We start from the raw sequence: 26,533 nt of genomic DNA, 5'->3' as shown, positions 1-26,533 counted from the left end.
TGCCCCCACACCCCCAGGGTGGGGGCGGTCCTTTTTTGCCGCGGGCGCAAGGGCCGCTGGTAGCGATTGTGCTTGAGAGGTCTCAGCTGGAGGCGAGCGGCGCGGGCAGCGCATTGCGCGGCGGCGGCCGCAACGACCTGTGCTTGCGCATGATCTTGGTCAGCAGCGCGCCGAGCACGATGCCGCCCGATCCGTTGAGGTCCTCGCCAGGGCTCTCGATGAACGCCAGACCGCAATTGTGCGCTTCGCGATAGTGGGCGCGCTCGATCACCACCCCGGGCAACAGGTTGAAATCGGTCACCTCGATGTAGGCGCGGGCGGCCTCCTCCTCGTCGGGCATCAGCATGCGCGACAGCGCAATGTAGAGCCGCGACTTGGGGATGCCCGCCGCCTTCAATTGGTAGAACAACTCGACGGCCGGCTGCAGGTCGTCGAAGCAGGACCCGGACGGCTGCACGACGAGATGGGCCACGCTGGCGATCTCCATCGTCGCGCGCGGGGCGTTGCCCGGCGCATCAACGATGAGCAGATCGACGCCGGGCTCGCAGGCGATGGCGGCGTCGATGTTGGGATAGGCTTCGACCGTGAGGGGCGGAAACACCTTGTTCTTTTCGCGCAGGCGCTGCCATTGGCTCGATGTGCGCTGATCGTAATCGAGGTCGGCCAGCGTCGTGCTCAGCCCACGCCGCGCGGCCACCGTGGCGAGGGCACGGGCGAAGGTGGATTTCCCTACGCCCCCTTTGCGACTTACAAACGCGACTACGACGGTCATGGCCTGCCGGTTGAGGAGAATGTGCCAGCTTTTTCCCGCTCGCAGTGCGTGCATATGGTTAAAAAGCGGCGGTTTCCGGGCTGATGGGCGGGGATCGCGCTGCCACCGACGATTGCCTGGCGTAGGGCTGGAAGCCGAGAGTCGGCCGCGGCGCGATGGGGCGCTTACGACCGCTCCAGAGCGTGCGCGACGGTCGCCTCGCGCTCGAGCGCGCGGCCATAGGCGCTGCCCGACCAGCGCTGGGCCGCCGCGCGCACGGCATCAGGGGTAATCCACCCCGCGCCGAGAGCGATGCTTTCAAGGCAGGCGATCTTGCGTCCCGTCTCGGTCTCGAGCTTGCGAACCTTAAGGCTGGCTTCGAGGAGCGAATCCGGCGTGCCGGTATCGAACCAGGTTTCGCTCTGCGGCAGCGTTTCGACGAACACCTTCGAGCCGGCCAGATAGGCATTGTTGACGTCGGTGATCTCGAGCTCGCCGCGCGCCGAGGGCTTGATCGAGGCGGCAATCGCCGCGGCGGTGCCGTCGTAGACATAGAGCCCGGTCACGGCGTAGCTCGATTTCGGGTTGCGCGGCTTCTCTTCGATGCTCAGCGCTTCTCCGGCGCTGTTCAAGGCTACGATCCCAAATGCTTGCGGGTTGGCAACCGGCGTGGCGAACAGCGTCGCTCCCACCGGCCGATGAAATGCATTGCGCAGCAGCTGCGCCGTCGCGCCACCCAGGAAGATGTTGTCGCCCAGAGCCAACGTGACAGGACCGCCCGCGGCGAAGTCGTCGGCGATGATCAGCGCCTCGGCAATGCCGCGCGGCTCGGCTTGTGCGGCATAGGAGACCGAGATGCCGAGCTGAGACCCATCCTCGAACAGGGCACTGAAGGCGCCGAGGTTATCGGGCGTGGAGATCAGCAAAATTTCCCGCACGCCAGCGCTCATCAGCAGCGCCATGGGATGGAAGATCATGGGCGTGTCGTAGACGGGCAGCAGCTGCTTGGAGATGACGCCCGTCGCCGGTAGCAGCCGCGTGCCGCGTCCACCGGCTAGAATAATGCCGCGCACGGAAGCACTCCAACGCGCTTGATGATCCTTCCCTCGATGACGACCTGCTCGATACGGCTGCGCCACTCTTCGAGGGCGCGATACCAATCGAGGGTCAGCGTGTCGAGGCTGCGCGTAAGCGTCTTTGCCTCCAGCGCGGCCACGATCTCCTTGACGCCCTCTTCAATGCTGACGGTGGTCGTGTAGCCGAGCGCGGCGATGCGGTCGAAGGCGACGCGATAGGAGCGCGTATCGGGGTCGCCATACCAGTCGATTTCGACATCGCGCGGCACCAGCGCCGCAACGCGATCGGCTAGCGCGCGGATCTGCACGTTCAGCTCGTTGGAGCCGGCGTTGAAGACCCGGCCGTTGATGGCATCGGCATCGGCATCGAGCATGAATTCGATGGCGCGGGCGGCATCGCGAACGTGGATCATCGGGCGCCACTGGGTGCCGTCGCGCATCAGGGCGAGCTTGCCGGTACGCCAGGCCGTCTCGGTCATGCCGTTGATGGCGAGATCGAAGCGCATGCGCGGGCTGACGCCGAACAGCGTCGCAAAGCGGATGACGCCGACCACGAAATCGCTCGACGCCAGCGGCCGGATGTCCTGCTCGGCGGCTAGGTTGGCCTTGGCATAGACGGTGAGCGGGTTGGGCGTGCAGTCCTCGTCGAGGATCTGCGAGGGCGGGAAGAAGCCGTAGATCGAGCAGGACGAGGGGATGACATAGCGGGGAACGCCGGCGGACTTGGCGAAGCGAGCATTGCGGGCACGCGACTGATGGTTGATCTCCCACGTCTCGTCGGTGAATGCATCGCCGAGAGGATCGTTGGAGAGAGCGGCCAAGTCGACGACGGCGTCGAGACCTTCGAAGACGGAGGGCTCGAGCGTGCGCACGTCGGTGCGCAGCCTCGTTAGATTGGGGTGGGCCGGCAGACGCTGCCCGCCAAAGAAGAATCGGTCGACGGCAATGACGTTCGAGCCGGCTTCGAGCAGACGCGGAACGAGGACCGAGCCGATATAGCCGCCGGCACCAGTGACCAAGATTGTCTTGTTCTTCATTCCCCGCCTGCTCACGTTCTTGTCCCAACCGGATGACGCATAAACTATGCGCGCAGAGTGCCGGTGCGGAGGGTCAATCTCTCACTATACTTAACCCTCGCGCGGACCGAAAAATCGGCGGCACGAAGCATGCTGCCGCGGTGGTCGCGCAAACATCATCACCACGAGGATAGCGTGCACCCTGCAGTCCCATTCAACCGCGCCCCGATCGTCGGCCGCGAGATCGAGTTGATCACCGAGGCCCTTCAGTCGCGGCATCTCGCCGCCGACGGTGTGCATTCGCGCTGGTGCCAGAATTGGATCTGCGAGCGACTGTCGGTGCCCAACGCGCTTCTGACGACGTCATGCACGAAAGCCCTCGAGCTGGCGGCGATGCTGTGCGACATCGGCCCCGGCGACGAGGTGATCATGCCCTCGTTCACGTTCGTGTCGACGGCAAATGCCGTCGTAATGCAGGGCGGAACGCCCGTGTTCGTGGATATGCGTCCCGACACGCTCAATATCGATGAGGCGCTTGTCGAGGACGCGATAACGCCCCGCACGAAGGCGATTTTCGTCGTTCATTATGCTGGCGTGTGTGCCGACATGGATGCCATCAACGCCATTGCCCGCCACCACGGCCTGGTGGTCGTCGAGGATGCCGCGCAGGCGATCCTCTCCACCTACAAGGGGCGCCCCGCCGGTGCTCTCGCCGATATGGGCTGCTTCAGCTTCCACGAGACCAAAAACATCGTCAGCGGCGAGGGTGGCGCCATCGCGCTGTCACCCAAGGTGCCATACCTGAAGGCGCGGGTGATCGCCGAGAAGGGGACCAACCGCACCGCCTTCATGCTCGGCCAGGTCGACAAGTACACGTGGGTGGACAAGGGCTCCTCGCTGCTTCCGAGCGAGATCACCGCCGCCTTCCTGCAGGCGCAACTGGAGCAGGCGGAGGCCATCATTGCCGACCGCATGGCCACGTGGAGCTTCTATCATTCCGCGCTCGCCGAGGCGGAAAAGGCAGGGCTGCTGCGGCGTCCCATCGTGCCGGTGGAGTGTACTCACAATGCCCACATCTATTACGTGCTGCTGCCGAGCCAGCAGCTGCGCAACGACGTCATCGCCGACATGAAGGCGCGAAACGTTTCCGCGACGTTCCACTATATTCCGCTGCACTCCTCACCGGCGGGGAAGAAGCTGACGCGCACGCATGGCGCCATGACGAACACCGATACGCTTCCCGACCGACTGGTGCGGCTGCCGCTGTGGTACGGGATGGGCACAGCCGCCGAATTGGCCGTCGAGGCGCTGCTAGAAGCGCTGCGCGCTAAAGTCGGCGCTTAGCGGCCTCGCTCCTCGAAGCCACATCGCGTACTGCAGGTGGGTATGCCGCACTAGCGGCACCCTGCACGGCGTCCGTCCCTTGTGGCCGACCGCCAGCCAGCTCGCGATAGACGGCAACAAGCGCCTCATTCATGTGGTCGCTGTGGAACGTCTGCTCATAGGTGCGGCGGGCGGCTGCCCCCATGGCGGGGAGATCGGATTTCTCCAACACCGCGATAGCGCGATTGAGGAATCCGGGCCGGTCGATGTCGATAATGATGCCGTTCACCCCGTCCTCGATGATGTACGGGAAGACGCCGCGATTGCTGCCGATGAGCGGTCGACCGGAGCGCAGGGTCTCGAGCGCCCAGATCGACAATCCCTCCCACCGCGATGGCATGACGACGGCATCGTATTGCGTCAGGAGCTCGGGGAGCTCGGCGCGCTGTACCCAGCCGAGCATGGTCACGCCAGCAGGGATCGTCAGCTCAGGCCCGTCGAGCACTCGCCCGCCGCCCAGATCGACGGTCGCGCGGGCGGGATCGACGGAGGCCAGATCATCGACGAGCAGGTCGGCGCCCTTCTGCTCGTCGAAGCGCCCGAGGAAAAGGATGCGCAGCGGCGCGCCGCTCGGCCGAGTTGCAGGCGGGGGGCGCCGGCTAGGGTCTATGTCGGCGATGCCGGAGACGACCAGGGCGACGCGCTGCATAGGGAAGCCGGCGCCGCGCAACAGGTCCTGCTCGTGCGGCGACAAGTTGATGATGCGGTCGGTGAAGCGCGAAAGCCATCGCTCGACGACCTGCCACAGCCGGACGGCGGGTGTCCGGCGTGTGCGGTCGAATGACCAGCAATGGGCGCAATAGAGCGTCCTTGGCCGCGGCCGCACCGTAAGCAGGGTGAGGCGGCCGATGGCGCCGGCAAAGCTGCTGTGGAAGTGCACGATATCAGGGCGCTCGCGCAGCAGAGTTCGGCGCAAGGCCACGGCCAGGCGCCACAGGGAGGCGAGGTTGCGGCCGCTGCGGTTGTAGGGCTCGACGACGCCGTTGAACTGTCCGGCTAGCTGCTCGAGGTGCGGGGTGGGTGCGAGAAGGGCGACATTCTCGGCGGAAAATTCACGAGTCTGAAACGGCAATATTTCCTGCAGGTAGGAAGCAGGGCCGCCGATCAGGCTTTCGCTGACGTGGAGAATTTTCACGATATTGACCGTATGCGAGACGCTTTTTGGTAGCCCTGCGAGGCGACGTTCATCGCATACTTTCGCTCAGGCAGGAGGACGCCGATGTCGCGGCCTCGCCTCAGAGTGAAGAATGAGTTTTATCGAGCTGTGAGTCGAGGCGGAGCACCCGTGCGGCGGGTTAACGCTAACCGACAGTAAAGGTGCGTGCCCCGTGCGGCGCGCCATATTGTTTTGGGACAGTCGCAGCGCTCCTAGCCAGTCCCTGGACGCAACCGGCATCAGCTAAGGGCCCGAGCCCTGATCCCCGGCGAGGTCGGCGATGACGGCGATCCACGATGCACCCGCTGCGAGGGGGAAATGTGTGAGATGTCCGCGGAAACAGCGCATCTAGAGTCGTTTTGGAGCAGCGAGCTTAGAGGCTACGCGGCGCAACTGCGCGCACGCGCGGTTGTGATCCTGGTGATCACGGCGTGTCTCGTGGCGGCCGCGGTCGCCTATCTCGCGGTCGTGCCCGCGCGCTATCGGGCAAGCACGGAGATCTTCCTCGACCCGCGCGGCTTGCAGGTGGTGCAGAATGATGTGACCCCGCGCCTGGAAACGAGCGAGGTGGCGACGTCGCTGGTCGAAAGTCAGTCGCGGATCGCGCAATCGGAGGCCGTGCTGCGGATGGTCGTCGATCGCCTGCGCCTCGACGCGGATCCCGAATTCGTGCGCCCGCCGAACCTGCTGGATCGGGTTCGGCGCTCGATCTCTCCGGCGCGGGAGGAGGACAGGCAGACCCGGGCCATGCGCACTCTGCAGCGTGCCATCGATGTCCATCGCGCCAGCCGCAGCTACGTCATCGTGATGTCGGTCCTGAGCGAGGATCCGATCAAGGCGGCGCGTATCGTGGACGCTATGGCCAATCTGTACATTGAGCGTGAGGTGAGCGCGCGCCAGAACGCCGCCGAACGCGTCGAGCAGGCGATGACGTCGCACCTCAACGAGCTCGCGGACCGCGTACGCAAATCGGAGGATGCGGTTGAACGCTTCAAGGCGGAAAACAACCTGATAGGGTCCGCCGCGCGACTGATGAGCGACCAGCAGCTCGAGGAGCTCAATAGCCGCCTCAGCGCCGAGCACGCAAACGTGGTCCTGCTGCGCGCCCGCGTCGAGGAGATCGACAAGTTGCTGGCGAGAGGCATCGATTCCGATGCGAGCCTAGAGGCTGTGCAGTCTCCGACGATTGCAAGCCTACGCGCCCAGTACGCGCAAGTCGTTCGCCGGCAAGCGTCGGCGGACGCGCTCCTGGGCCCGCGCCACCCCGATACCCAAGTTCTCCGCGAGCAGCGCAACGGCTACCGCCGCCTGATCGCCGAGGAGTTGCGGCGGATCGCCGACGCCACCCGCACCGAGTACAATCGCGCGCTGGCGAGCGAGAAGACTTTGCAGACGGATCTCGAAGCGTTGAAGAACGTAACGATCCGGTCGAATGGGGCGATGGTCCGCCTACGCGAGCTCGAAAGAGTGGCCGAATCCAATCGTGAGATATATCGAGCCTTCCTGACACGCGCCAAGGAGATCGGTGCCCAAGGCGGTGTCGACACCTCCAGCACGCGTATCATCTCTGCCGCCGTGCCGCCGAACCGGCCTTCGAGCCCGCGTGGCAGCCTTCTCTTGATGGCGGCATTCGCAGGCTTGATACTGGGGATCGGTTACGTATTGCTGTCAGCCCCACCGGCGCGTGGAAGGAACTGACCGTGCTCCAGACCGTCACCGAGCCTGCGGCGCGCGCGGGGGCGATGAAATCTGCTTTCAATAGTGAGCGACGCCTGGTGATCAACGGGCGCTTTGCTGGGCGTCCGGTCACCGGTGTCGAGCGCTTTGCGCGGGAGATCGTCATGGCGATTGATGCGCTGATTGCTGAGCGTCACCCGCTGGCCGAGGGGCTGCGCGCTTGCCTGGCCGTGCCGAAGGGAACGACGGTCGGCTTTCCCCTCACTGAGATACAGACGGTCGAAGTGGGTCGCGCCTCTGGCTACGCCTGGGAGCAGATCGAGTTGCCCCTCTTCGCCCGGGGCAACGTGGTGCTCAACCTCTGCAGCCTTGCGCCGATTCTTGGAGCTCGGAATGTGACGTGCGTGCACGATGCGCACATCTGGCTCGTGCCGCACAACTATTCGCGCGTGTTTCGGATCGCCTATCGGGTGCTGCAACCCTTGTCGATTCGACTCAGCCAGCGCTGGGTGACTGTCTCCCAGTGCTCGAGCGATGAGCTCGTCGCATGCGGCGCTGCCGACCGGCCAAGCGATGCGATCACTTACAACGGCGCCGACCACGCGTCGCAGTGGTCGCCCGAGCAATCCCGGCTCGATGCGGCAAAGCTCCCGGCGCGCTACGTGTTCGCGCTCGGAAGCAGGTCGCCCAACAAGAACATGGGCCTGATCTACACCTTGGCCGACAGGCTGGCGCCGATGGGGATTGGCGTGATCATCGCGGGTGGCAGCAATAGCCGCATCTTCGGTCAGGCGGAGGACAACCTATCTGCGAACGTCATCCACGTAGGACGCGTCTCGGATGACGACCTCGCACTCCTGTTTCGCGGCGCACAGTGTTTTCTCTTTCCGTCGCTGCACGAGGGGTTCGGCTTGCCAGCGGTCGAAGCCATGCACTTGGGGTGCGCCGTGGTGGCCTCGAACGCGCCGGCGATGCCGGAGGTGCTGGGTGAGGCGGCCGTTCTGTGCGACCCCCACAACACCGAAGCGTGGGTCGCCGCCGTCGAGCGGCTGTGCTGCGACGCCGACTGGCGCCAGAAGCTCATCGAGCTCGGGCGGGCGCGCGCTGCCACTTATGCGTGGCGCACCAGCGCCCTCAAGCTCCTTCCTCTGCTCTCTGACGTGGCGGCTGGTCGATGAGCGCGTGCCCTGAGCCCCGGGCTGCGGGCGCCGCCCCAGCTGAGTTGACGGACCGAGATTGGCAGCGCGGTCCATTCTTGATCGTGACACGGCACGACTATCGCACCCTGCGCAAGGTGAACCTGCATCATTATGCCGATCAGCTTCGCTCCCACGGCAAAGTGCGGTTCTTCTCGGTCGGCTTCAGCTACCTGTCGCGTTTGAACATGGATGCGCGCGTGCCCTTGTGGGCGCGCAGCAACCAGGTCGAAAACATCGACGGCGTCGACTGCTATTTGTGGAGAACTGCGGGGCATCCAATCAACCTGCGGGCGCGCGTTTTCGATGGGCTTGCAGCGTCGCTGTTCGCATCCTACGCGCGGCGCGCGCCTGCACTCTTGTGCGAGTGGGCAGCGAACAGCCGCTATATCCTCATCGAGTCGGGTCTGCCGATCATCTTCTTCGAGTCCATCAAGCGCGCCAATCCGACGGCACGGATTGCCTACTTTGCATCCGATGATCTCGATGCCATCGGGTGCTCGCCGGCGCTGCGGGTGGAGCTGGACCGAACGATCGGCCGCTACGACTGGGTCTTCTCACCGTCGCGGCGTCTCGCCGCAAAGTTCTCGGCTCACGTCCCGGGTTATTGCCTGCCCTACGGTGTCGAGCCGGGCGGCCTCGCGGCCGCTCCGTCGCCGTACGAGGGCGGCGTGAACGCGGTTACCGCCGGCTCGACCCTGTTCGATCCAAGCTTCTTTGCCGTCGCCGCCGAAGCGTTCCCGCACATTACGTTTCACCTGCTGGGGTGCGGGGCAAAGGCTGTCGGCCTGCAGCGGACCAACGTCCGCGTCTATCCAGAGGTACCCTTCGAAAGCGTGCTGAACTTCTTCCGTCACGCCGAGTTCGGAATAGCGCCCTACGACCCCCGCGGCCTCGATCCCTATTTTGCGGAGTCGTCGCAGAAGTTGGCCTACATGGGGATTCTCGGCGTCCCAGCCGTTTGCCCCGAGGCGGCGGTCGGCAGCTACCCGGGCCGCTTCGGTTATGTGCCCGGCGACCCCGCATCGATCGCAGAGGCGATACGACGCGCACTGGCCAGCGGACACTTCTCCGGCCAGCCGGCGCTGTCGTGGGCCGAGGTTACCGCGCGGCTGCTTGCTCCGAAGGCCTATCCCGACACGAGGGTCTGATGCGAGGTCCGCCCACGAGCGGCGTGCAGCGTGGGGCCAGGATGAGAGCCCCCAGACTGCTGGGGCTCATGCTCATCGGCAGCTCGGTTGCCGGCGCCTCGTGGGCTTCCATGGCGCCGACCGTGACCTGGCCCGCCTGGGCCATCCAACTGGCGCGCGACGTGGACCAATTCGATGCGCTGGCGGAGGCGGATGCTCACATCTGGGGCCAGCTTCCCGTTATCGATGCGCGAGCGCAGGGCGTCATCGGTGACGGCGTCACAGACGATACGCCAGCGCTGCAGGCCCTGCTCGACTCCCTGTCGGGTGGGGGAACGCTCGTGCTCGACGGCGGCGTATTCGTGCAAATGCGTTGTCTGCGCCTTAGCCACCGTCACGTGCGCCTTCTCGGTCGCGGCGCGCGGCTGCACGCCAGCAACCCCGACGACATGTGCATCTCGCTCGATGGCGAGGGCAGCGAGCTGCGCGGACTCGAGCTAACGGCACAAACGGTTCGACGCGGTACCATGCTCGAGCAGTCACGGGTCGTCGTGCAGGGTCGGGGGACGAAGGTCATCGATAATCGTATCCGCGGCTCGACCTCGGCCGCCATCATGATCTTCGGCGCCCGCAGCTACGCCATCGTCGGCAATCAGGTTTCAGCGACGCTTTCCGACGGCATCCACAGCACGCACGGCGCCACGATGGGCTATATCGCCCGCAATGCCACCGATGCCACGGGCGATGATGGCATCGCCGTCGTTTCCTACCGCGACGGGCCCCGCTGCAGCCGCATTCTGATCGAGGACAACCTCGTATCAGGGGTCTCGTGGGCGCGCGGCATCAGCGTTGTCGGGTCCGCCGACGTCGTCGTTCGGCGCAACAAGGTAGCCGGCACCGGGCGTGCGGCCGGTATCATCATCACCCGCGAAGACTCTTACGACACCTATGGTGTCGAGCGGGTGCTGATCCTCGATAATTCCGTGTCGGAGATCGCCAAGCGCTTCGATTGGCCCGACGACCATCAGACGGGGCAAGCCGCGATCGACGTAAATGCGCACGTCGCGCCGGTTCCCGAATTGCAGGTGCGGCAGGTGCTGATCGGCGGCAACACCGTCGTTGACGGCCGGACGGACGGAATCCGGCTGCTCGGCGGCGTGTGCGACGTAACCATCGCCGACAACAGCGTGCATAGGATGGGCGGCGTAGGGATAGCCGTCGTCGATGCCACATGCGCGCGCCCAATCGCCAGCTGCTCCGGCAACGAGGTCGATGCGCCACAAACGAACCCGCCGGACTGCCGGTCACCATGATCGTCATGTCGCGTAGAGGCGTAGCCCCCCGCAATGCATACTGATCCACGCCTCGGACAGCCACTGAGACCGCACAATGCAGCTGCCTGACCGCGACATGCTGGCGACGATAGCGCTCCGCATCCTGGGCGGGGCCGCGGGGACGCTTCCACCGCTGATCGCCCTCGTCTGGCTGGATCGCGCCGAGTATGGCCACGCGATGGCCAACTATGCGTTGGCTCTAATGCTCATCGGCCCCATCACCCAGTTCATCAGTCAGGGGTACCTGCGCGCCCTCTTGCATAACGACGGCGAGGTCGCGAATCCGCGCGGGACCAGCATGGTGCATGCATACGTACTTGCATGCGCGGCAGTGCTCGCCGTGGGCGCCACCGTCTCCATATGGTCATGGACCGATGCGGCCCTCGTAGCAGTCATGGTGGCAGTGTCCGCCCTAGCGCGGATGCAGGAGGGCAGCCTGGTGGCCACGGGTCATCAGAACGCGGCTGTTCTTCTGTTCTACGTGCTTCCACCGTTGTTGCATGCAACGCTGATCGTCTGCGTGCATGCCACAGGCTTGGTCGATGACTTCTGGAACGTGGCGCTCAGTCAAATCGTAGCTTATGGCGGCTGTGGTGCAGCTTCGATGCTGCTCGTGGGGGGGGCGACAGGATGGCGCGTCCTCGTCGGCCCGCTGGCCCTGGGGCGCGTCGATTGGCGGGACGACTTCAACGCCGTTCGGCACTTTCTGGCCAGCGGCGCGGTGTTGTCGACGACCGAGCACATCCCGATTGTGTTTCTCAACAGCTTCGGACTTGCGACCGCAATTCCCAGCTTCGAGCTGGCGCGCAAGATAGCCGCCGTCCCCTACGTGGTCATCCACGCCCTCAATATGCACTTCATGCCGGACCTCGTCCGTCACGCGCGGGAGCATGCCTGGGACAAGTTCCGGGCGTTGCTGGCGCGCTTCACCTATCTCTCGGGCGGCATCGGCTCGCTATACATCGCGGCAATTTTGGTCGGGCTGCTCATCCTGCAGCGGCTGCCCGGCGTTGCCCAGCCCTTGGATACCGCGTCGTTCGTGATCCTGCTCGGGGCGGCCGTCGTGACTTCGATAGGAGCGCCGGCCGGCTCGGCGCTCGTGGCGCTGAACGGCGAGAGGTGGTGGACGCTCGCCTCGAGCGCCAGCCTTGTCGTGCAGCTCTTGATCTCCCTGATCGCAGTGGGAAGCCTCGGAGCAGAGGCGATCGCGCTGTCAATCCTCGCGCAGTCGATCGTCTTGAGGGGAATCGTCGCCTGCGGAACGGCCGTACGGCTTGCCAGCAGTGAGAAGCAGGGGGCCGTCGCGCATGTCGCTAGCTAGTTCCAGCCAAGCAGCCGTCGAAGGCGTGGCAGGCGGCGCGGTGGTACAACGGGCTTCGCCGTGGTGGGTCCACCCAGCCCGTCTTCTTGCCATCGTCGTCCTACCGATCGCGATCGTGGTGTGCCTCTACACCGCCGATGTGATCAATCACAATCGCGCCAACTATTCGGCGCCGGTGTTCTTCAATGCCTACTATGCCGCCCTGTTTCTCGGCGGGCTCCTAATCCTGACCGTATTTGCCTTGGTGGGCGCGCGAGGCAACTCGGGTGCACCTAGTGTCAGCTTCGGCAACGGCGCGCTGGATTTCCTGTTTATCGCGTGCTTGACGGCCTATGCGATTTGGTTCGGGCCGATGCTGGCGTCGGCGCCCGAGGTGCTGTTGGGTGCCATCACGGCTGAGAGCGGCGCCGTCTACGACGTGCGGGAGCTGTCGACAAGACTGCCGGGCATCACCACGCTCACGCAATTCGGCGTGGCTTACGTGTGCATTTACGCGATTAGAAAATTCGTAAATGGCGAACGTCTGCCGAGGCGCTTCGACGTGTTCTTGGCGATCATCATGGGGGCCGCGATCTTCCGCGCCCTGGTCAACTCCGAGCGCATCGCCCTTGTCGAGGTTGCAATTCCGCTGCTGGTTATCCTCTGCAAGGGCGCGCAGCTGACCGGCGCGAGGCCGCTGCGCATCTTCCGCCAGACGCTGCCCTTGCTGATCCTCGGTGCCAGCCCCGTATTCTTCACCCTGTTCGAATACAACCGCTCGTGGATCAACCATTACCAGTACGAGTACGACAGCCTGCTCGAATTCGCGCTGGAGCGCTTCGGCCTCTACTACATCACGTCGGTCAACAACTTCTGTGGGTTCCTCGACCACAGTGCGTGGCCAACATTCACCGGCGAATGGAGCCTGCTGTGGCTGTACCGCTTTCCGCTTATCGGCCCTGCCTTGGCCGATCTGGTCGGCGCCGACAGTGGCGCTGCATTCGAAACGTTCCTCAAGGAGTACGCCACGGATGAATTCAACAATCCGACCGGGATCCTGATCGTCTATCACGACTGGGGCGTCTTTGGCGGCGTGCTGTTCTTGGCAGCCTATGGCTTGTTCGCCGGACTGGCGTATCGTGCATTCGAGCAATCGCGGGGGCTGCTGCAGTACATCTATCCCATCGTCTTCTACTCGTTCTTCGAAATCCTGCGGATCGGCTACCTGTACGATGGGCGAAGCATTGCCGCCGTGATTGGCCTGGGCATCGCCTATGTAGGCTGGGGCAAGCGGGCTAAGATGCGCCGCCACACGGCAACCGCACGGCTGGCACTGCCATAGCGACATTGGATCGCTAGCAGCCGCGCATCAATCGGCAAGGCCCCATCGGCGTCGCTCCTAGGCGTGCAGGCAGCACTGAAAGAAGCACTCACCATGACAAACACTCGCGTGGCTTGGGCAGCGGCGAAGACCAACGACCTCTCCGCCTTGTGGATGCCCTTCACGGCCAACCGCAGCTTCAAGCAGGCGCCGCGCCTGTTCGCGCGCGCCGAAGGCACCCACTTCTTCACCGACGACGGGCGCCGCGTGCTCGACGGAACATCGGGCCTGTGGTGCGTCACCGCCGGCCACTGTCGGCCGAGGATCGTCGAGGCCATCCGCCGGCAGGCGGGCGAGCTCGACTTCGCCGGCACCTTTCAGATGGGGCATACGAAGGCGTTCGAGTGCGCCTCGCGGCTGGTCAACATCGCGCCGCCCGGTTTCGATCACGTGTTCTTCACCAACTCCGGGTCGGAGGCCGTCGACACGGCGCTCAAGATCGCGCTCGCCTATCACCGGGCAAAGGGCAACGGGGCGAAGACGCGGCTGATCGGGCGCGAACGCGGCTACCACGGCAGCAATCTCGGCGGGACGGCGGTCGGCGGCATCGCGGCCAACCGCAAGATGTTCGGTGCGCTGGTCGCCGGCGTCGATCACCTGCGGCATACGCATGACTTAACACGAAATGCGTACAGCCGCGGCGAGCCCGAATACGGCGCCGAGCTGGCCGACGACCTGGAACGTCTGGTCGCGCTGCACGATGCCTCGACCATTGCCGCCGTCATCGTCGAGCCGGTCGCCTGCTCGGCCGGGGTTCTCATTCCGCCCCGGGGCTATTTGCAGCGCCTCGCGGCGATCTGCGCCCGCCATGACATCCTCCTCATCTTCGACGAGGTGATCACCGCCTTCGGGCGGCTCGGAGCGCCCTTCGCCGCCGAGTATTTTGCTATCGAGCCCGACATCATCACCACCGCCAAGGGCATCACCAACGGGGCAGTGCCGATGGGCGCCGTGTTCGTGCGCTCGAAGATCTACGATGCGTTCATGAGCGGACCGGAGTCGGCGATCGAGCTCTCGCACGGCTACACCTACTCGGGGCATCCGCTGGCCTGCGCGGCGGCCATCGCCACGCTCGATACGCTGCAGGCGGAGGGCCTGCTCACCCGCGCTGCCGAGCTGGCACCCTATTGGCAGGATGCAGTCCACTCCCTCGCGGGCCTGCCGCACGTCATCGACGTGCGCAACATCGGGCTGATCGGCGCCGTCGAGCTCGACCCCGTCCCCGACAATCCCGGCAAGCGCGCGCATGCGCGCTTCGTCGAAGCCTTCAGGCGCGGGATACTGGTGCGCGCCACAGGCGACGTGATCGCGCTGGCGCCACCGCTGATCATCGCGGAGCGCGAGATCGACGAGTTGATCGACGTCCTTAGCGGTGTGCTCAAGTCCGTGGCGGACTAGGGCTTGCCGAACGATTGGTCACCATCCGCTGGTCCTCTCTATTTAGCGGTGGCCGGCTGCTGCGGAGGGTCCTCGGCGCGATCAGCGACCGACGACATGCGGCTTTGAGCAAGACGATATAGCGCGGGTAGAACGATGAGCGTCAATATGGTCGACGAAATAATGCCGCCGATTACGACCGTGGCGAGCGGCCGCTGAACCTCCGCGCCGGCTCCAACGCTGAGCGCCATGGGCACGAACCCCAGGCCCGCGACAAGCGCCGTCATCAGCACGGGACGCAGCCTCGTCATCGCGCCCTCGACAATAGCAGGCTCCAACTCGGCCCCTTCTTCGCGCAGCCGCGAGATGAAGGACAGCATAACGATGCCGTTCAGAACGGCCACACCCGATAGAGCGATGAAGCCCACCGCCGCGGAGATCGAGAGCGGCATGTCGCGCAGCCAAAGCGCCAGCACGCCGCCCGTCAACGCCAGCGGCACGCCGCTGAAGACGACGAGGGCCTCCCTTATCGAGCCAAAGGCTGTAAAGAGCAGAACAAAGATGAGTCCCAGGGCGAGCGGGACGACGATCTGCAGGCGGGCGGTCGCAGACAACAATTGCTCGAATGTGCCGCCATAGTCGACCCAATACCCTGCCGGCAGTTCGACCTCGCCGCGAACCCGCGTCCTCACCTCCTCGACGAAGGAGCCGAGATCTCGACTGCGGACGTTGGCCGTCACCACGACGCGGCGCTTGCCGTTCTCGCGGCTGATCTGGTTGGGCCCGGGGGCAACCTCGAACTTCGCCAACTCCCTCAATGGCACATAGCCTGGCGCGTGCATCGCGACCGAACGGGCCAGACCTGGGGCGCTCAACTCTTGCTTGGACTCTGGTAAGGGGATCGGCAAACGCCCGAGGCGATCCAGATCGGTTCGCACGTCCTCGGGTAGGCGGAGCACGATATCGAAACGGCGGTCGCCCTCGAACACCTGGCCGACGACTTTGCCACCGAGGGCCGCCTCGACTGTCGACTGCAGCTCCGCCACGTTGAGGCCGTACCGGGATATCGCGCTTCGGTCGGGCGTGATCGTGAGCAAGGGGAGCCCCGTCGCCTGCTCCATCTTCACGTCGGCGGCTCCCGGTACCTGGTTGAGCACGGCCTCGATGCGCTTACCGGCGGCGATGAGCTGCTCCAGGTCGTCACCATACACCTTGACGGCGAGGTCGCTGCGAACCCCGGAGATCAGCTCGTTGAAGCGCATCTGGATCGGTTGCGTGAACTCGTAGTTGTTGCCCGGAACCTGGCGGACGGCCGCCTCCATCTCGGCGACGAGCTGGGACTTCGGCTTCTTCGGATCTGGCCACTGGGTCCGATCCTTCATGATTACGAAGTTGTCGGCGACGCTTGGCGGCATTGGGTCGGTGGCAACCTCAGCGGTGCCGAGCTTGGCAAATACTCGGTCGACCTCCGGAAAGCCTTTGACGACGTTTTCCAGGTCGGTCTGCATCGCGAGAGCCTGCGTCAGCGACGTACCCGGTATGCGCAAAGCATGCAGTGCGATATCGCCTTCGTCCAGGTTCGGAATGAACTCGCTGCCGAGGCGGGTCGCCAAGGCGCCGCAATAAATGACGAAAGCCGCGGCGGCGGCAGCCACCAGGTAGCGCCAGTTGATCGCGAATTTCAAAAGCGGCTGATAGATCCACTTGGCGCCGCGAACGATCGGGCTTTCGCGCTCGACGACTTTTCCCGTGATGAATAGAGCAACCGCCGCCGGCACGAAAGTCACGGACAGCAGCATCGCCGCGAGCAACGCCATGACCACGGTTAGCGCCATGGGATGGAACATTTTGCCCTCGACGCCGGTGAGCGCGAAGATCGGAAAATAGACGACGGTGATGATGAAGGCGCCGAACAGCGCTGGTCTCATGACCTCGACCGTTGCTTCGGCGGTGAGATCGAGGCGCTCCTTGCGCGTGAGGAGCCTGCCGAGCGAACGCTGCACTTGTGCAAAGCGGCGCAGGCAATTCTCGACGATGATGACTGCGCCGTCGACGATCAGTCCGAAGTCGAGCGCGCCGAGGCTCATGAGGTTTCCGGAGACACGGTTCTGCACCATGCCGGTAATGGTCAGAAGCATCGACAGGGGAATGATGGCGGCGGTCAGGATGGCAGCCCTGAAGTTGCCCAGCAGCGCAAACAGGACGACGATGACCAGCAAGGCGCCTTCGAGCAGATTCGTCCTGACCGTGTTGATCGTGCGGTCGACGAGGGTAGTCCGATCATAGACGGTCTTGACGGTGACGCCCTCCGGCAAGCTGTCGGCAACCTTCTCCAGCTTCGCCGCGACGCGCTGTGAGACGCTGCGGCTGTTCTCCCCCACCAGCATGAAGACCGTGCCGAGCACGACCTCGCGGCCGTTCTCGGTGGCCGCACCGGTGCGCAGCTCCGATCCCAGCAGGACGTCCGCAACGTCCCGCACGCGAATGGGGAGCCCGTCGCGCATGGCTACGACGATTGCCCGGATGTCCTCGAGTCCTGAGACCTGGCCGGGCACGCGGATCAGATATTGCTCGCCACGCCGCTCTACATAGCCGGCGCCGACATTCGAGTTGTTCGCGGTCAGAGCACGCGCAATGTCGCCAAGGCCCAGATTGTAGCTCGTCAGCTTTCCCGGCAGCGGCGTGATGTGGAATTGCTTGACGTAGCCGCCGACGGTGTTGACCTCGGTGACGCCGGGCACGGTGCGCAACTGCGGGCGGACGACCCAGTCCTGGATCGTGCGCAAATCTGTTGCCGTCCAGGACTTTCCATTCGGTCCCTGCCGGACATTCTCAGGCTCGATCGTGTACATGAAGATTTCGCCGAGCCCGGTGGCGATCGGGCCCATAATGGGGTCGAGGCCCTCGGGAATTTGGCCGCGAGCCTGCTGCAGGCGCTCGTTGACGAGCTGGCGCGCGAAGTAGATGTCGGTTCCATCCTCGAAGACGACGGTTACCTGCGACAGCCCATAGCGCGACAGGGATCGCGTGTATGAAAGGCTAGGCAGCCCCGCGATCGCGGTTTCGATCGGAAATGTGATCCGCTGCTCGGCCTCCAGCGGCGAATACCCCGGCGCTTCGGTGTTGATCTGCACCTGCACGTTGGTGATGTCGGGGACAGCGTCGATGGGCAGCCGTTGAAAATTGTAGACGCCAAGCGCTGCCAGACCCAGAACCGCCAGCATGACCAGCCAAGCGCGATGGATGGAAAACCGTACGAGATGCTCGATCATGAGTTGTTTCTCCGGGCCGACGACGGACGGCAGTTATTAGTGGTCATGACTCGCCCCGGATTTCTCGATGTCGGCCTTGATGAGAAAGCTGTTTTCGGCCACGTAAGCTTGGCCGGGCTCGATGCCGCCCAGCACCTCCGTCCACATGCCGTCCGAGGCGCCGAGATCCAGCATCCGGACCTCGTAAGTGTCACCAACCTGCGCGAAGACGACGGTGAAGTCGCGGAAGCGCTGCAGTCCGGACGCTTTCACCGCTAGCGGGACCTTGCGTTCGGAGACTGTCAGAAAGCCGCGTACAAAAGTCCCGGGGAACCATTTCCTATCCTTGTTATCCAGCACCACGCGGATGACGACGGCTTGGCTCGCGGCTTCCGCGACGGGCGTCACGTAGGAGACGGTGCCTTCCGCCCGCGTCATCTTGTCGTGACTCTCGACGACCACGGATTGTCCAACTTGGACGCGCTCGCGGTCGCGCCCGAAGACGTGCAGTTCGGCCCACACCGTCGAAAGGTCGGCGATTTCGAACAACACCGTGTCGGCCGTTGTTGTGCCTCCGATGCTGGCCGGGCGCGTGACAACGACACCGTCGATAGGAGAAACGATGGAATAGTCTTGGAGGGCGATGTTGCGGTCGATCGTCGCCAAAACTTCGCCGGCACGTACGCTTTGCCCGACCGTCCTTGTGAGCGACTTGACGACACCCGGGAAGCGGCCGCCAACCCGGGCATTGCGGTCCTCGTTCAGCGAGATGACTCCGGTCACCTCGATAATGTCCTTGATCAGCGCCGGCTCGGCCTTCTCGACTTTGATGCCGGCTGCCTCCGCCGCTTTCGCCGAAATCTGCGTGCGCCCTTCGTACGAATGGTAGCTCCATTCAGACGTTTTGCCGTTGCGCTCTGCGCGCACGCGAACGTCAAACGAATGGGGTTCGACGACGACTTGATCGCTCTTCAGGTAATCTTCCTGTGTCGCGAACGTGATCTTATCAACACGGTTGCCGAGACGACCCAGTTCAATGTCAAGTTTGACATCAGACGGCTGAAGCGGCTTTTCCGCGAGAAACGGATAGACATGAAACTCAGGCGGAACGCCTTCCTCGAAGATCGTAATTTCAAGGGCGAAGTCGCCGTCGCGGAGCATGCGGCCTCGATGCGGGCCGCGCTCGAATTCAGCTGGCGCCGCGGCATCTGCATGCTCTTGAGCAGCGTGTTCGTGCGATCCGCGATCGTGGTCTTCACTTCCCGATCTGATTGCCATGCCAACGCCGGCAAACAGCAGAGCTGTGAGAACGAGTGTGAGAAACTGGCGCATTGTGGTGCTCATTTCGACGAGGGTCTCATGGGGCCGGCAGGTTCGGAGGTCGCGGTGAGGAGCGAGCGAAATCCAATATTCAGAACGCGCGTCATGTAGGCATCCCGAAGCTTGAGTAAGCGTCGTGATCAGCGCGATGGACTTCCGGTCTCTTCCGGTGGTTGACGGCCATTCGGACCATGCGCGCGAGGCGCATCATCCGAAGGCATCATTGCGCTGACCATCGGAAGCACGCCGACTTGCGCGGCGTGCCCCGGATCATGCCGTAAGGCGCGGAGGTCGAAGCGGAGGATGCGCCAGCTGCCCATAGGGGAGGGCGCTGTTGCGCTCGATGTGCAACTGCCCGTGATCGGCAGCGATCGGCAGCAGCGTGCCGTTCACGAGGATTGCCGTGGGGGCAAAACAGTGGGCATGTACATGCGTACAGCCGGGATCGCTGGCCGGTATGTTGTCGTCGTGATCGTGGGCCGGGTCATCCGCCGCAATGTCGTGCGGATGAGCGTGATGGCCGGGTGCCGACGGATCATGCATATGCGTGTGAACAAAGGCATGCGCTTCGGCAAATTGCGGCGCGTGCAGGATCGGCAGCTCGCCGCCGCCGAGCATTGCCACGGCAAACAGCGCCGCAATCATGACCTTCTTGACGATCCTGCTCACATGCACACCAAACCTGCCTATCTGACATTCGTCAAGGGCAAGGCGCCGCACCCGAAACCAGATGCTATAATCTTGCGGCAGAAAGTATAGTTTGCGCGTTGCCACCGCCGCGATGTCGGTAGCGCACTGTTTCGAAAACCTTGTTTGCGAGGATTCCAAATGACGACTGAAGCGTTAAAGACCACGATATTGACGCTCGCGGCACTGGTCGTAGCAGCCCCCGCACTGGCGCATGGCTTCGAGGATTGCACCAAGGAGCCGAAGGACAAGTGGCAGCCACAGGCCGAAGCGGAGGCGGCCGCTACGGCCGCGGGGTACACCGTGACCACGTCCGAGGTCGAGGGATCGTGCTACGAGGTCCACGTCAAGGACAAGGACGGCAACCCGCACGAGTTGTTCTACAACCCGGTCGATCTGCAGCTCGTCCAAACGCACGACGAGTGAGGTCGACGCAGAGTCTTTCTTGTCACGGGCCGCTGTGTCTTGTCCGCGGCGCTTGAGCCACCTCAATGCCAGCGGCCGCGGGCCGAGTTAACCGCATGGGAAACTGCGGCCTCTACAAGCCGTGTTTGCAGCCTTCCTTCACGCAGGGCCCCGTGACCGTCAGGAACCTCGAAAAGCTGCTCGCTCCGCGCTCGGTCGCTCTGGTCGGGGCGAGCCCCGAGCCGCGCACCGTCGGCTCGATCATCGCGCATAATTTGCTGCATGGCGGCTTTGCGGGTCCGGTTTGGCTCGTCAACCCACGCCACGCATCGATCGACGGCGTGCCCTGCTTTGCTTCCCTCGATGCTTTGCCCGAAGCGCCCGATCTCGTTGTGGTGGCGACGCCGCCGGCGACCGTGCCGGCGGTCATCGGGCAAGCGGTCGTGCGCGGGACGCGCGCCGCCGTCGTCATCACCGCCGGCATCAGCGGCCCGCTGCGCCAGGCCATGCTGGATGCCGCGCGGCCGTGCTGCTTGCGCATCCAGGGCCCGAACTGCCTTGGCCTGCTTCTTCCGCACATCGGCCTCAACGCGAGCTTCGCGCACCGGATGCCGGTGGCCGGCGACCTTGCGTTCATTTCGCAGTCGGGAGCGCTGGTCACGGCCATCATCGATTGGACGGCGACGCGCGGGATCGGGCTGTCGCAGGTCATTTCCTTGGGCGACATGGCCGACGTCGACTTTGGCGACTTCCTCGACTACCTCGCCGGCGATACCACCAGCCGCGCCATCCTCATCTACATGGAGCAGATGACTGCGGCGGCGAAGTTCGTTTCGGCCGCCAGGCGCGCCTCGCGCGCCAAGCCGGTGATCATCTTGAAGGCGGGGCGCAGTGCGACCGCGGCTAAGGCGGCGAAGTCGCACACCGGTGCTCTGGCGGGCTCCGACGCGGCGTACAATGCCGCCTTCCGACGGGCCGGCGTATTGCGCGTCAACGAATTGCGCCAGCTGTTCGATGCAGCGGAAATCCTGTCAGCGGCGCCAGCCCTCTCGGGCGAGCGCCTGACCATTCTGACCAACGGCGGTGGCGCCGGCGTGCTGGCGACGGACGCGTTGGCCGACCTCGGCGGCCGTCTCACTGAGCTGCCTGCATCCACCATCGCGCGCCTGCAAGAGGTGCTTCCGGCCACGTGGTCAGGGGGCAACCCCGTCGACATCATCGGCGACGCGGGCCCGGAGCGTTATGGCGCCGCCATGCAGGCGCTGCTCGCCGACAATGCCACCAATGCGCTGCTGGTCATGAACTGTCCGACGGCACTCGCCTCCAGCGAGGCTGCGGCAAGGATCGTCGTCAGCGAGGCTGCGGCCCACGAGGGCGATCGCCCGCGCAAGGTGATACTGACGAGCTGGCTTGGCGATGCTGCGGCGACAAGCAGCCGCCGCATGTTCGGTGAAAGCGATATTCCGACCTTCGAGACGCCGGAGGCGGCGGTCGAAGGGTTTATGCAGCTCGTGCGCTACCGGCGCGCGCAAGACGAGCTGATGCAGGTTCCCCCGTCGGCACCCGGAGCCATGCTGTTCGATGCGCTGGCAGCCGAGGCCATCCTCAGAGAAGCGCTGGCGGCCGGGCGCAGCATGCTGTCGGAGGCCGAAGCGAAGAATCTGCTGACGAGCTACGGCATTCCATGCGTGCGGACGCTGACGGCCGCCAATCCTGCCGAGGTCGAGTTGCGCGCCAGCGAAATTCTCAGGGATCATCGCGCGTGCGTGATCAAGATCGTCTCCGACGACATCACGCACAAGTCGGACGTGGGAGGCGTGCGCCTCGCCATCACCTCGGCGCGGGAGGCGCGGGTGGCGGCCGAGGAGATGCTGGGCAACGTGCGCCAGTTGCGCCCGTCTGCCGTCATCCGCGGCTTTACCGTCCAGGCGATGGTCGAGCGCGCGAACGCGCACGAGCTGATCGTCGGCGCCAGCGAGGATGCGACCGTCGGGCCGCTGATGATGTTCGGCGCCGGCGGCACGTCCGTCGAGGTGACCGCCGACACCGCGCACGCCCTGCCGCCGCTCGACCTCAAGCTCGCCTACCAGATGATGCGCGAGACGCGCGTCTACCGTCTTCTCAAGGGATATCGCGACCGACCGGCGGCGAACCTGGAGGCCATCGCGCTCGCTCTGGTACGCCTCAGCTATCTCGTTGCGCGGCACGCCGAGATCCGCGAGCTCGACATCAACCCGCTTCTCGCCGACGAGCACGGGGTCGTGGCGCTCGACGCGCGCGTGGGCATTGCCGATCCTGCTGTGACACCGCGCAAGCCGCTCACCGTGCGTCCCTATCCTGTGGAATGGGAGCGGACTGCGGCGCTCGCGGATGTGGGCAGCTTCACGCTGCGCCCGATCCGCCCCGACGATGAGCCGCAGTATGAAAGGTTCTTCGCCAAGATTTCGCCCGACGATCTGCGCATGCGCTTCTTCACGGCGGCGCCCGAGCGGACGTTCCGCTTCTTCGCCCGCATGACGCAAATCGACTACGCTCGCGAGATGGCGTTCGTTGCCGCCGCTCGCGACGAGTTGCTGGGGGTGGCGCGGCTGATCGCCGATCCCGACTACCGGCGCGCCGAGTTCGCCGTCATCGTGCGCTCGGACCTGAAAGGGAAGGGACTGGGATACGCGTTGATGCAGCATCTGGTCGCCTACGCACGCGCCGAGGGCCTCAGCGAGCTCTTCGGTGACGTTTTAGCCGCCAACACGACAATGCTGAAATTGTGCAGTGAGCTAGGATTTACCGCGGTCCTCGATCCGCATGCCCGCTTGTTCCGGGTCAGTCTCGCGTTGGTGCCGGCGAGCTAGGCTTCGCGCACGATGCTTATGTACCGGTAAGGATCCGATCGGCCTCCTCCGGAAGCGATGGATTCCGCCCCCCAGGCGGTGGCAAACTCGCGGTTGAATGCGCGCCACCCTTTGCGCCCGCTCAATGCCGACCCTGCCGCCCTATGCTTCGATTGGTCAAACCGGCATGCTCAAGCAGGAGTAAAGCCATGATCACATTGGAAGATTGCATTGCGCTCTGCGGACTTACGGAGGCGGAGGTATTGGCAATCGCCGAGCACGAGCACGTGCCGGAGATCGCCGCGGCGGCGCTCGCCGAGTACCTCCTCAAGCAACGGCGCGGCCCCGACAAGATCCACCGCATGATTGTCGAGGACATCCGTGCCGCCTTGCAGCGCGGCGATCGCAAGCACGCCTGTGAGCTGTTTGCTGCGCTGCGGCATTTCCTGGAGTCGCACCCGGAACATTTCCACTGAAGGCAGCCATGCTCCGAGCCAACCGTTATAGTGCGCGAGCTAGCGGCTGTTATGGATAGCGCTGCGCCCGCTGAAGCGATTTCCGTCGTCGGCGCCCAGCCGGCAGGGCTGACGAGCGCGCAAGCCTCCGCCCTTATCGACAAATACGGACCGAACGCGCTGCCCGCGGCCAAGCGCAAGGGGATGCTGCGCCGGGTCCTCGAGCAGCTGACCAACCCGCTGATCTACGTGCTGCTCGGCTCGGCCACCATAAGCGCTCTCCTCGGCCACGTGGTCGACACCGCCGTCATTCTCGCCGTTGTGGTAGTCAACGCGGCAGTGGGGATCATCCAGGAGGGGCGCGCCGAGAGGTCGCTCGATGCCATCCGCAGCATGATCGCTCCGCGGGCTTCCGTTCGCCGCGACGGGCATCGGCTGGATATCGCGGCGAGCGAGGTGGTGCCCGGCGACGTCTTGCTCCTCGAGGCCGGAGACCGCGTGGCGGCCGATGCGCGCCTCATAAAGGCACGCAACCTGCTGATCGATGAATCGATCCTCACCGGCGAATCGCTCGCCGTCGGTAAGACGCCATCGCCGGCGGCAGAGGCGAGCGCCGTCGACAACGGTGGCTCACTCGCGTTCTCCGGCACGCTGGTGGTCGCGGGGCAGGGCACGGCGATCGTAACGGCGACCGGCAAGGCCTCGCAGCTCGGCCGCATTACTGCCCTGCTCGAGCGCGTCGAGGAGCCGCAGACGCCGCTGCTGCGGCAGATGAACGTTTTCGCGCGCCGCGCCACGACCGCCATCCTGGCGCTGTCGCTTCTGACTTTCGCCTATGCGTGGCTGGTGGGCGGCTATGCGGTCAACGAAGCCTTCATGATCGTCGTCGGCATGGCGGTCGCAGCCATCCCGGAAGGCTTGCCGGCGGTCACGACGATCACCATGGCGATCGGCGTGCAGCGCATGGCGAGGCGCAACGCGATCCTGCGTCGGCTGCCGGCGATCGAAGCGCTGGGGTGCGTGTCGACGATATGCTCGGACAAGACGGGGACGCTCACCAAGAACGAGATGACGGTGACGCGCATCGTGACGGCCGAGCGCGCCTACGTCGTCGGCGGGGTCGGCTACACGCCACACGGTGGGTTCTCGCTGGCCGGGTCCGAAATCGATCCGGAGCGCGATCCAGCCTTCATGCGCCTCCTTCGCACGGCCGCCCTGTGCAACGAGGCGGCCCTGCATCAGACGCAGCGCGGATGGGCCGTCGATGGGGATCCGCTCGAAGGCGCGCTGATCGTGGTGGCCATCAAGGCGGGCTATGACGCCGAGATGCTGCGCAAAAACTTTCCGCGCATCGACGAGATACCCTTCGATGCGGCGCATCGGTACATGGCGACGCTGCATCGCGATCACGACGGCCGTTCGTTCCTCTGCGTCAAGGGGGCGCCCGAGCAGCTTCTCGACATGTGCGACCGCCAACTGCAGTCGGGTGGGGTTGCCGACATTGACCGCTCGTACTGGGAGGATGCAGTCGAGGACCTCGCCCGCGCGGGATACCGCGTACTGGCCGTGGCATCCAAGAGTGCAGACGCGGCCGAGCACCTCGCATTCGCCGATGTCGACGACCTCGTCTTCGAAGGCATCGTCGGTCTCATCGATCCGCCGCGCGAGGAAGCCGTGGCGGCGATTGCCGAGTGCCGCACCGCTGGGATCGGCGTGAAGATGATTACTGGTGACCATGCCGTGACCGCCCAGTCGATAGCCGGGCAGCTCGGCATCGATGCGAGCTGCCCTACGGTCACCGGACGCCGCCTCGACGGGCTCGATGACGCAGAGCTGCGGCGGCTGGTTGGTGAGACCTGCGTATTCGCGCGCACGACGCCGGAGCAAAAGTTGCGCCTGGTCGAGGCCCTGCAGGCCGCGGGCGAGATCGTCGCCATGACCGGCGACGGCGTCAACGACGCGCCGGCCTTGAAGCGCGCCGACGTTGGCGTCGCCATGGGCCGCAACGGCACCGAGGCGGCCAAGGAGGCGGCCGAGATGGTGCTCGTCGACGACAACTTCGCCTCCATCGTGGCCGCGGTGGGCGAGGGGCGGGCCGTCTATGACAATCTCACCAAGGTAATCGGCTGGACCCTGCCGACCAGCGGCGGCGAAACCTTCATCATCGTGTGGGCGATCCTGTTCGGCCTCACGCTGCCGCTGACGCCCGTGCAAATTCTGTGGGTCAACACGGTGACCGCGGTCGGCCTCGGCCTGGTGTTGGCCTTCGAGCCGGCCGAGCCCGACATCATGCGCCGCCCACCGCGCTCGCCGACCGAGCCGCTGCTGTCGAAGTTTCTGGTGTGGCGCGTGGTGCTCGTCTCGCTGCTGTTCTCAGCCGGCGCCTTCGGTGTGTTCGGGTGGGCCGTCGGCCAGGGCTTCGGGATCGAGACGGCGCGCACCATGGTGGTCAACTCCATCGTCGTGATGGAGATCGCCTACCTGTTCACCATCCGCTACCTGCGCGCTCCCTCGCTCACCTGGCAGGGCGTTTTGGGAACGCCCGCCGTGATTCTGGGTGTCGGCAGCGTCGTCGTACTGCAGCTCGCATTCACCTATTTGCCGGCGCTGAACCGCATCTTCGAGACGCGTCCCGTGCCGCTTGCGGGTGGGATAGTCGTCATCTTGACCGGGGTCGCTCTCTTCGCCGTTCTGGAAGTCGAGAAGCGCCTGCAAAAACGGTTCGACGCGCGGATTTTGAGGCAACTCTTGCGAATTCCTGCGCCGCGGCGCCCGAAGATCGATTGACGCAGATCATTCGAACGGGCCTG

General features: G+C 64.8%; 19 protein-coding genes. 13 read left to right on the top strand and 6 right to left on the bottom strand.

From position 1 onward, the window contains the following. Positions 1-82 precede the first annotated feature (82 nt). From F9K20_RS05590 to F9K20_RS05580, 3 genes are all read right to left on the bottom strand, one after another. Positions 83-772, bottom strand: coding sequence for a ParA family protein (locus F9K20_RS05590; RefSeq protein WP_290998349.1), 690 nt, complete (start codon positions 770-772; stop codon positions 83-85). 164 nt (positions 773-936) lie between these two features. Beyond that, a complete protein-coding gene (locus F9K20_RS05585; protein WP_290998346.1) occupies positions 937-1,824 on the bottom strand; it encodes a sugar nucleotidyltransferase in 888 nt (295 codons plus the stop codon). Then, positions 1,806-2,864: an NAD(P)-dependent oxidoreductase gene (locus F9K20_RS05580; RefSeq protein WP_290998343.1), complete on the bottom strand. Its 1,059-nt coding sequence runs from the start codon at positions 2,862-2,864 to the stop codon at positions 1,806-1,808. Before F9K20_RS05580 ends, F9K20_RS05585 begins: the two co-directional genes overlap by 19 nt. A 174-nt stretch (positions 2,865-3,038) precedes the next feature. Between F9K20_RS05580 and rffA the strand changes: the two genes are divergently transcribed. Next, entirely contained in the window at positions 3,039-4,187 is a 1,149-nt protein-coding gene (rffA, locus tag F9K20_RS05575; protein WP_290998340.1) for a dTDP-4-amino-4,6-dideoxygalactose transaminase, read from the top strand. On the opposite strand, the gene F9K20_RS05570 is transcribed toward rffA, so the two are convergent. Then, the gene (locus tag F9K20_RS05570; RefSeq protein ID WP_290998337.1) at positions 4,171-5,361 is read right to left on the bottom strand and encodes a glycosyltransferase; all 1,191 of its coding nucleotides are present in this window, start codon (positions 5,359-5,361) and stop codon (positions 4,171-4,173) included. The genes rffA and F9K20_RS05570 overlap by 17 nt on opposite strands. A gap of 348 nt (positions 5,362-5,709) precedes the next feature. Between F9K20_RS05570 and F9K20_RS05565 the strand changes: the two genes are divergently transcribed. The 7 genes from F9K20_RS05565 to F9K20_RS05535 all read left to right on the top strand — a co-directional run bounded on the left by F9K20_RS05565 (position 5,710) and on the right by F9K20_RS05535 (position 14,798). After that, a complete protein-coding gene (locus F9K20_RS05565) occupies positions 5,710-7,080 on the top strand; it encodes a GumC family protein (RefSeq protein ID WP_290998335.1) in 1,371 nt (456 codons plus the stop codon). Between the two features lie 143 nt (positions 7,081-7,223). After that, complete coding sequence (locus F9K20_RS05560) at positions 7,224-8,237, top strand: glycosyltransferase family 1 protein (protein ID WP_290998331.1); 1,014 nt, start codon at positions 7,224-7,226, stop codon at positions 8,235-8,237. 77 nt (positions 8,238-8,314) lie between these two features. Continuing rightward, positions 8,315-9,406, top strand: a complete 1,092-nt coding sequence (locus tag F9K20_RS05555; RefSeq protein ID WP_290998329.1) for a hypothetical protein — start codon at positions 8,315-8,317, stop codon at positions 9,404-9,406. A 41-nt stretch (positions 9,407-9,447) separates the two neighbouring features. Then, a complete protein-coding gene (locus tag F9K20_RS05550; protein ID WP_290998326.1) occupies positions 9,448-10,698 on the top strand; it encodes a right-handed parallel beta-helix repeat-containing protein in 1,251 nt (416 codons plus the stop codon). A gap of 76 nt (positions 10,699-10,774) precedes the next feature. Next, complete coding sequence (locus F9K20_RS05545) at positions 10,775-12,040, top strand: hypothetical protein (RefSeq protein WP_290998324.1); 1,266 nt, start codon at positions 10,775-10,777, stop codon at positions 12,038-12,040. A 25-nt stretch (positions 12,041-12,065) separates the two neighbouring features. Continuing rightward, positions 12,066-13,361 (top strand): O-antigen polymerase, encoded by a 1,296-nt coding sequence (locus tag F9K20_RS05540; RefSeq protein WP_290998321.1) that lies wholly within the window; start codon positions 12,066-12,068, stop codon positions 13,359-13,361. A gap of 93 nt (positions 13,362-13,454) precedes the next feature. Continuing rightward, the gene (locus F9K20_RS05535; protein ID WP_290998318.1) at positions 13,455-14,798 is read left to right on the top strand and encodes an aspartate aminotransferase family protein; all 1,344 of its coding nucleotides are present in this window, start codon (positions 13,455-13,457) and stop codon (positions 14,796-14,798) included. Between the two features lie 38 nt (positions 14,799-14,836). Here F9K20_RS05535 and F9K20_RS05530 read toward each other — a convergent pair whose 3' ends face one another. Both F9K20_RS05530 and F9K20_RS05525 read right to left on the bottom strand, forming a co-directional pair. Next, positions 14,837-18,049: a CusA/CzcA family heavy metal efflux RND transporter gene (locus tag F9K20_RS05530; RefSeq protein WP_290998315.1), complete on the bottom strand. Its 3,213-nt coding sequence runs from the start codon at positions 18,047-18,049 to the stop codon at positions 14,837-14,839. A 36-nt stretch (positions 18,050-18,085) separates the two neighbouring features. Beyond that, positions 18,086-19,360 carry an efflux RND transporter periplasmic adaptor subunit gene (locus F9K20_RS05525; RefSeq protein ID WP_290998313.1) on the bottom strand — a complete coding sequence of 425 codons (1,275 nt, stop codon included), beginning with the start codon at positions 19,358-19,360 and terminating at the stop codon, positions 18,086-18,088. A 291-nt stretch (positions 19,361-19,651) separates the two neighbouring features. Between F9K20_RS05525 and F9K20_RS05520 the strand changes: the two genes are divergently transcribed. The 5 genes from F9K20_RS05520 to F9K20_RS05500 all read left to right on the top strand — a co-directional run bounded on the left by F9K20_RS05520 (position 19,652) and on the right by F9K20_RS05500 (position 26,510). Continuing rightward, positions 19,652-20,107: a hypothetical protein gene (locus F9K20_RS05520; protein ID WP_290998310.1), complete on the top strand. Its 456-nt coding sequence runs from the start codon at positions 19,652-19,654 to the stop codon at positions 20,105-20,107. 69 nt (positions 20,108-20,176) lie between these two features. After that, positions 20,177-20,461, top strand: coding sequence for a PepSY domain-containing protein (locus F9K20_RS05515; RefSeq protein WP_290998308.1), 285 nt, complete (start codon positions 20,177-20,179; stop codon positions 20,459-20,461). Positions 20,462-20,556: 95 nt separating this feature from the next. Next, complete coding sequence (locus F9K20_RS05510; RefSeq protein ID WP_290998305.1) at positions 20,557-23,289, top strand: bifunctional acetate--CoA ligase family protein/GNAT family N-acetyltransferase; 2,733 nt, start codon at positions 20,557-20,559, stop codon at positions 23,287-23,289. Positions 23,290-23,477: 188 nt separating this feature from the next. Next, positions 23,478-23,744 (top strand): hypothetical protein, encoded by a 267-nt coding sequence (locus F9K20_RS05505; RefSeq protein WP_290998303.1) that lies wholly within the window; start codon positions 23,478-23,480, stop codon positions 23,742-23,744. Between the two features lie 51 nt (positions 23,745-23,795). Beyond that, positions 23,796-26,510, top strand: a complete 2,715-nt coding sequence (locus F9K20_RS05500; protein WP_290998301.1) for an HAD-IC family P-type ATPase — start codon at positions 23,796-23,798, stop codon at positions 26,508-26,510. The last annotated feature ends 23 nt before the right edge of the window (positions 26,511-26,533 follow it).

Source organism: Hyphomicrobium sp. (genome assembly GCF_009026145.1).
Lineage (GTDB): Bacteria > Pseudomonadota > Alphaproteobacteria > Rhizobiales > Hyphomicrobiaceae > Hyphomicrobium_A.
This window is presented reverse-complemented; position numbering and strand designations above follow the sequence as displayed.

Bases quoted from the DNA above. Each gene is read 5' to 3' on its own strand.
- F9K20_RS05545 (WP_290998324.1), top strand. From the start codon at position 10,775: ATGCAGCTGCCTGACCGCGACATGCTGGCGACGATAGCGCTCCGCATC.
- F9K20_RS05525 (WP_290998313.1), bottom strand. From the start codon at position 19,360: ATGCGCCAGTTTCTCACACTCGTTCTCACAGCTCTGCTGTTTGCCGGC.
- F9K20_RS05505 (WP_290998303.1), top strand. From the start codon at position 23,478: ATGATCACATTGGAAGATTGCATTGCGCTCTGCGGACTTACGGAGGCG.
- F9K20_RS05550 (WP_290998326.1), top strand. From the start codon at position 9,448: ATGAGAGCCCCCAGACTGCTGGGGCTCATGCTCATCGGCAGCTCGGTT.
- F9K20_RS05580 (WP_290998343.1), bottom strand. From the start codon at position 2,864: ATGAAGAACAAGACAATCTTGGTCACTGGTGCCGGCGGCTATATCGGC.
- F9K20_RS05500 (WP_290998301.1), top strand. From the start codon at position 23,796: ATGGATAGCGCTGCGCCCGCTGAAGCGATTTCCGTCGTCGGCGCCCAG.
- F9K20_RS05535 (WP_290998318.1), top strand. From the start codon at position 13,455: ATGACAAACACTCGCGTGGCTTGGGCAGCGGCGAAGACCAACGACCTC.
- F9K20_RS05560 (WP_290998331.1), top strand. From the start codon at position 7,224: ATGGCGATTGATGCGCTGATTGCTGAGCGTCACCCGCTGGCCGAGGGG.
- F9K20_RS05590 (WP_290998349.1), bottom strand. From the start codon at position 772: ATGACCGTCGTAGTCGCGTTTGTAAGTCGCAAAGGGGGCGTAGGGAAA.
- F9K20_RS05520 (WP_290998310.1), top strand. From the start codon at position 19,652: ATGCGCCAGCTGCCCATAGGGGAGGGCGCTGTTGCGCTCGATGTGCAA.
- F9K20_RS05515 (WP_290998308.1), top strand. From the start codon at position 20,177: ATGACGACTGAAGCGTTAAAGACCACGATATTGACGCTCGCGGCACTG.
- F9K20_RS05530 (WP_290998315.1), bottom strand. From the start codon at position 18,049: ATGATCGAGCATCTCGTACGGTTTTCCATCCATCGCGCTTGGCTGGTC.
- F9K20_RS05565 (WP_290998335.1), top strand. From the start codon at position 5,710: ATGTCCGCGGAAACAGCGCATCTAGAGTCGTTTTGGAGCAGCGAGCTT.
- F9K20_RS05510 (WP_290998305.1), top strand. From the start codon at position 20,557: ATGGGAAACTGCGGCCTCTACAAGCCGTGTTTGCAGCCTTCCTTCACG.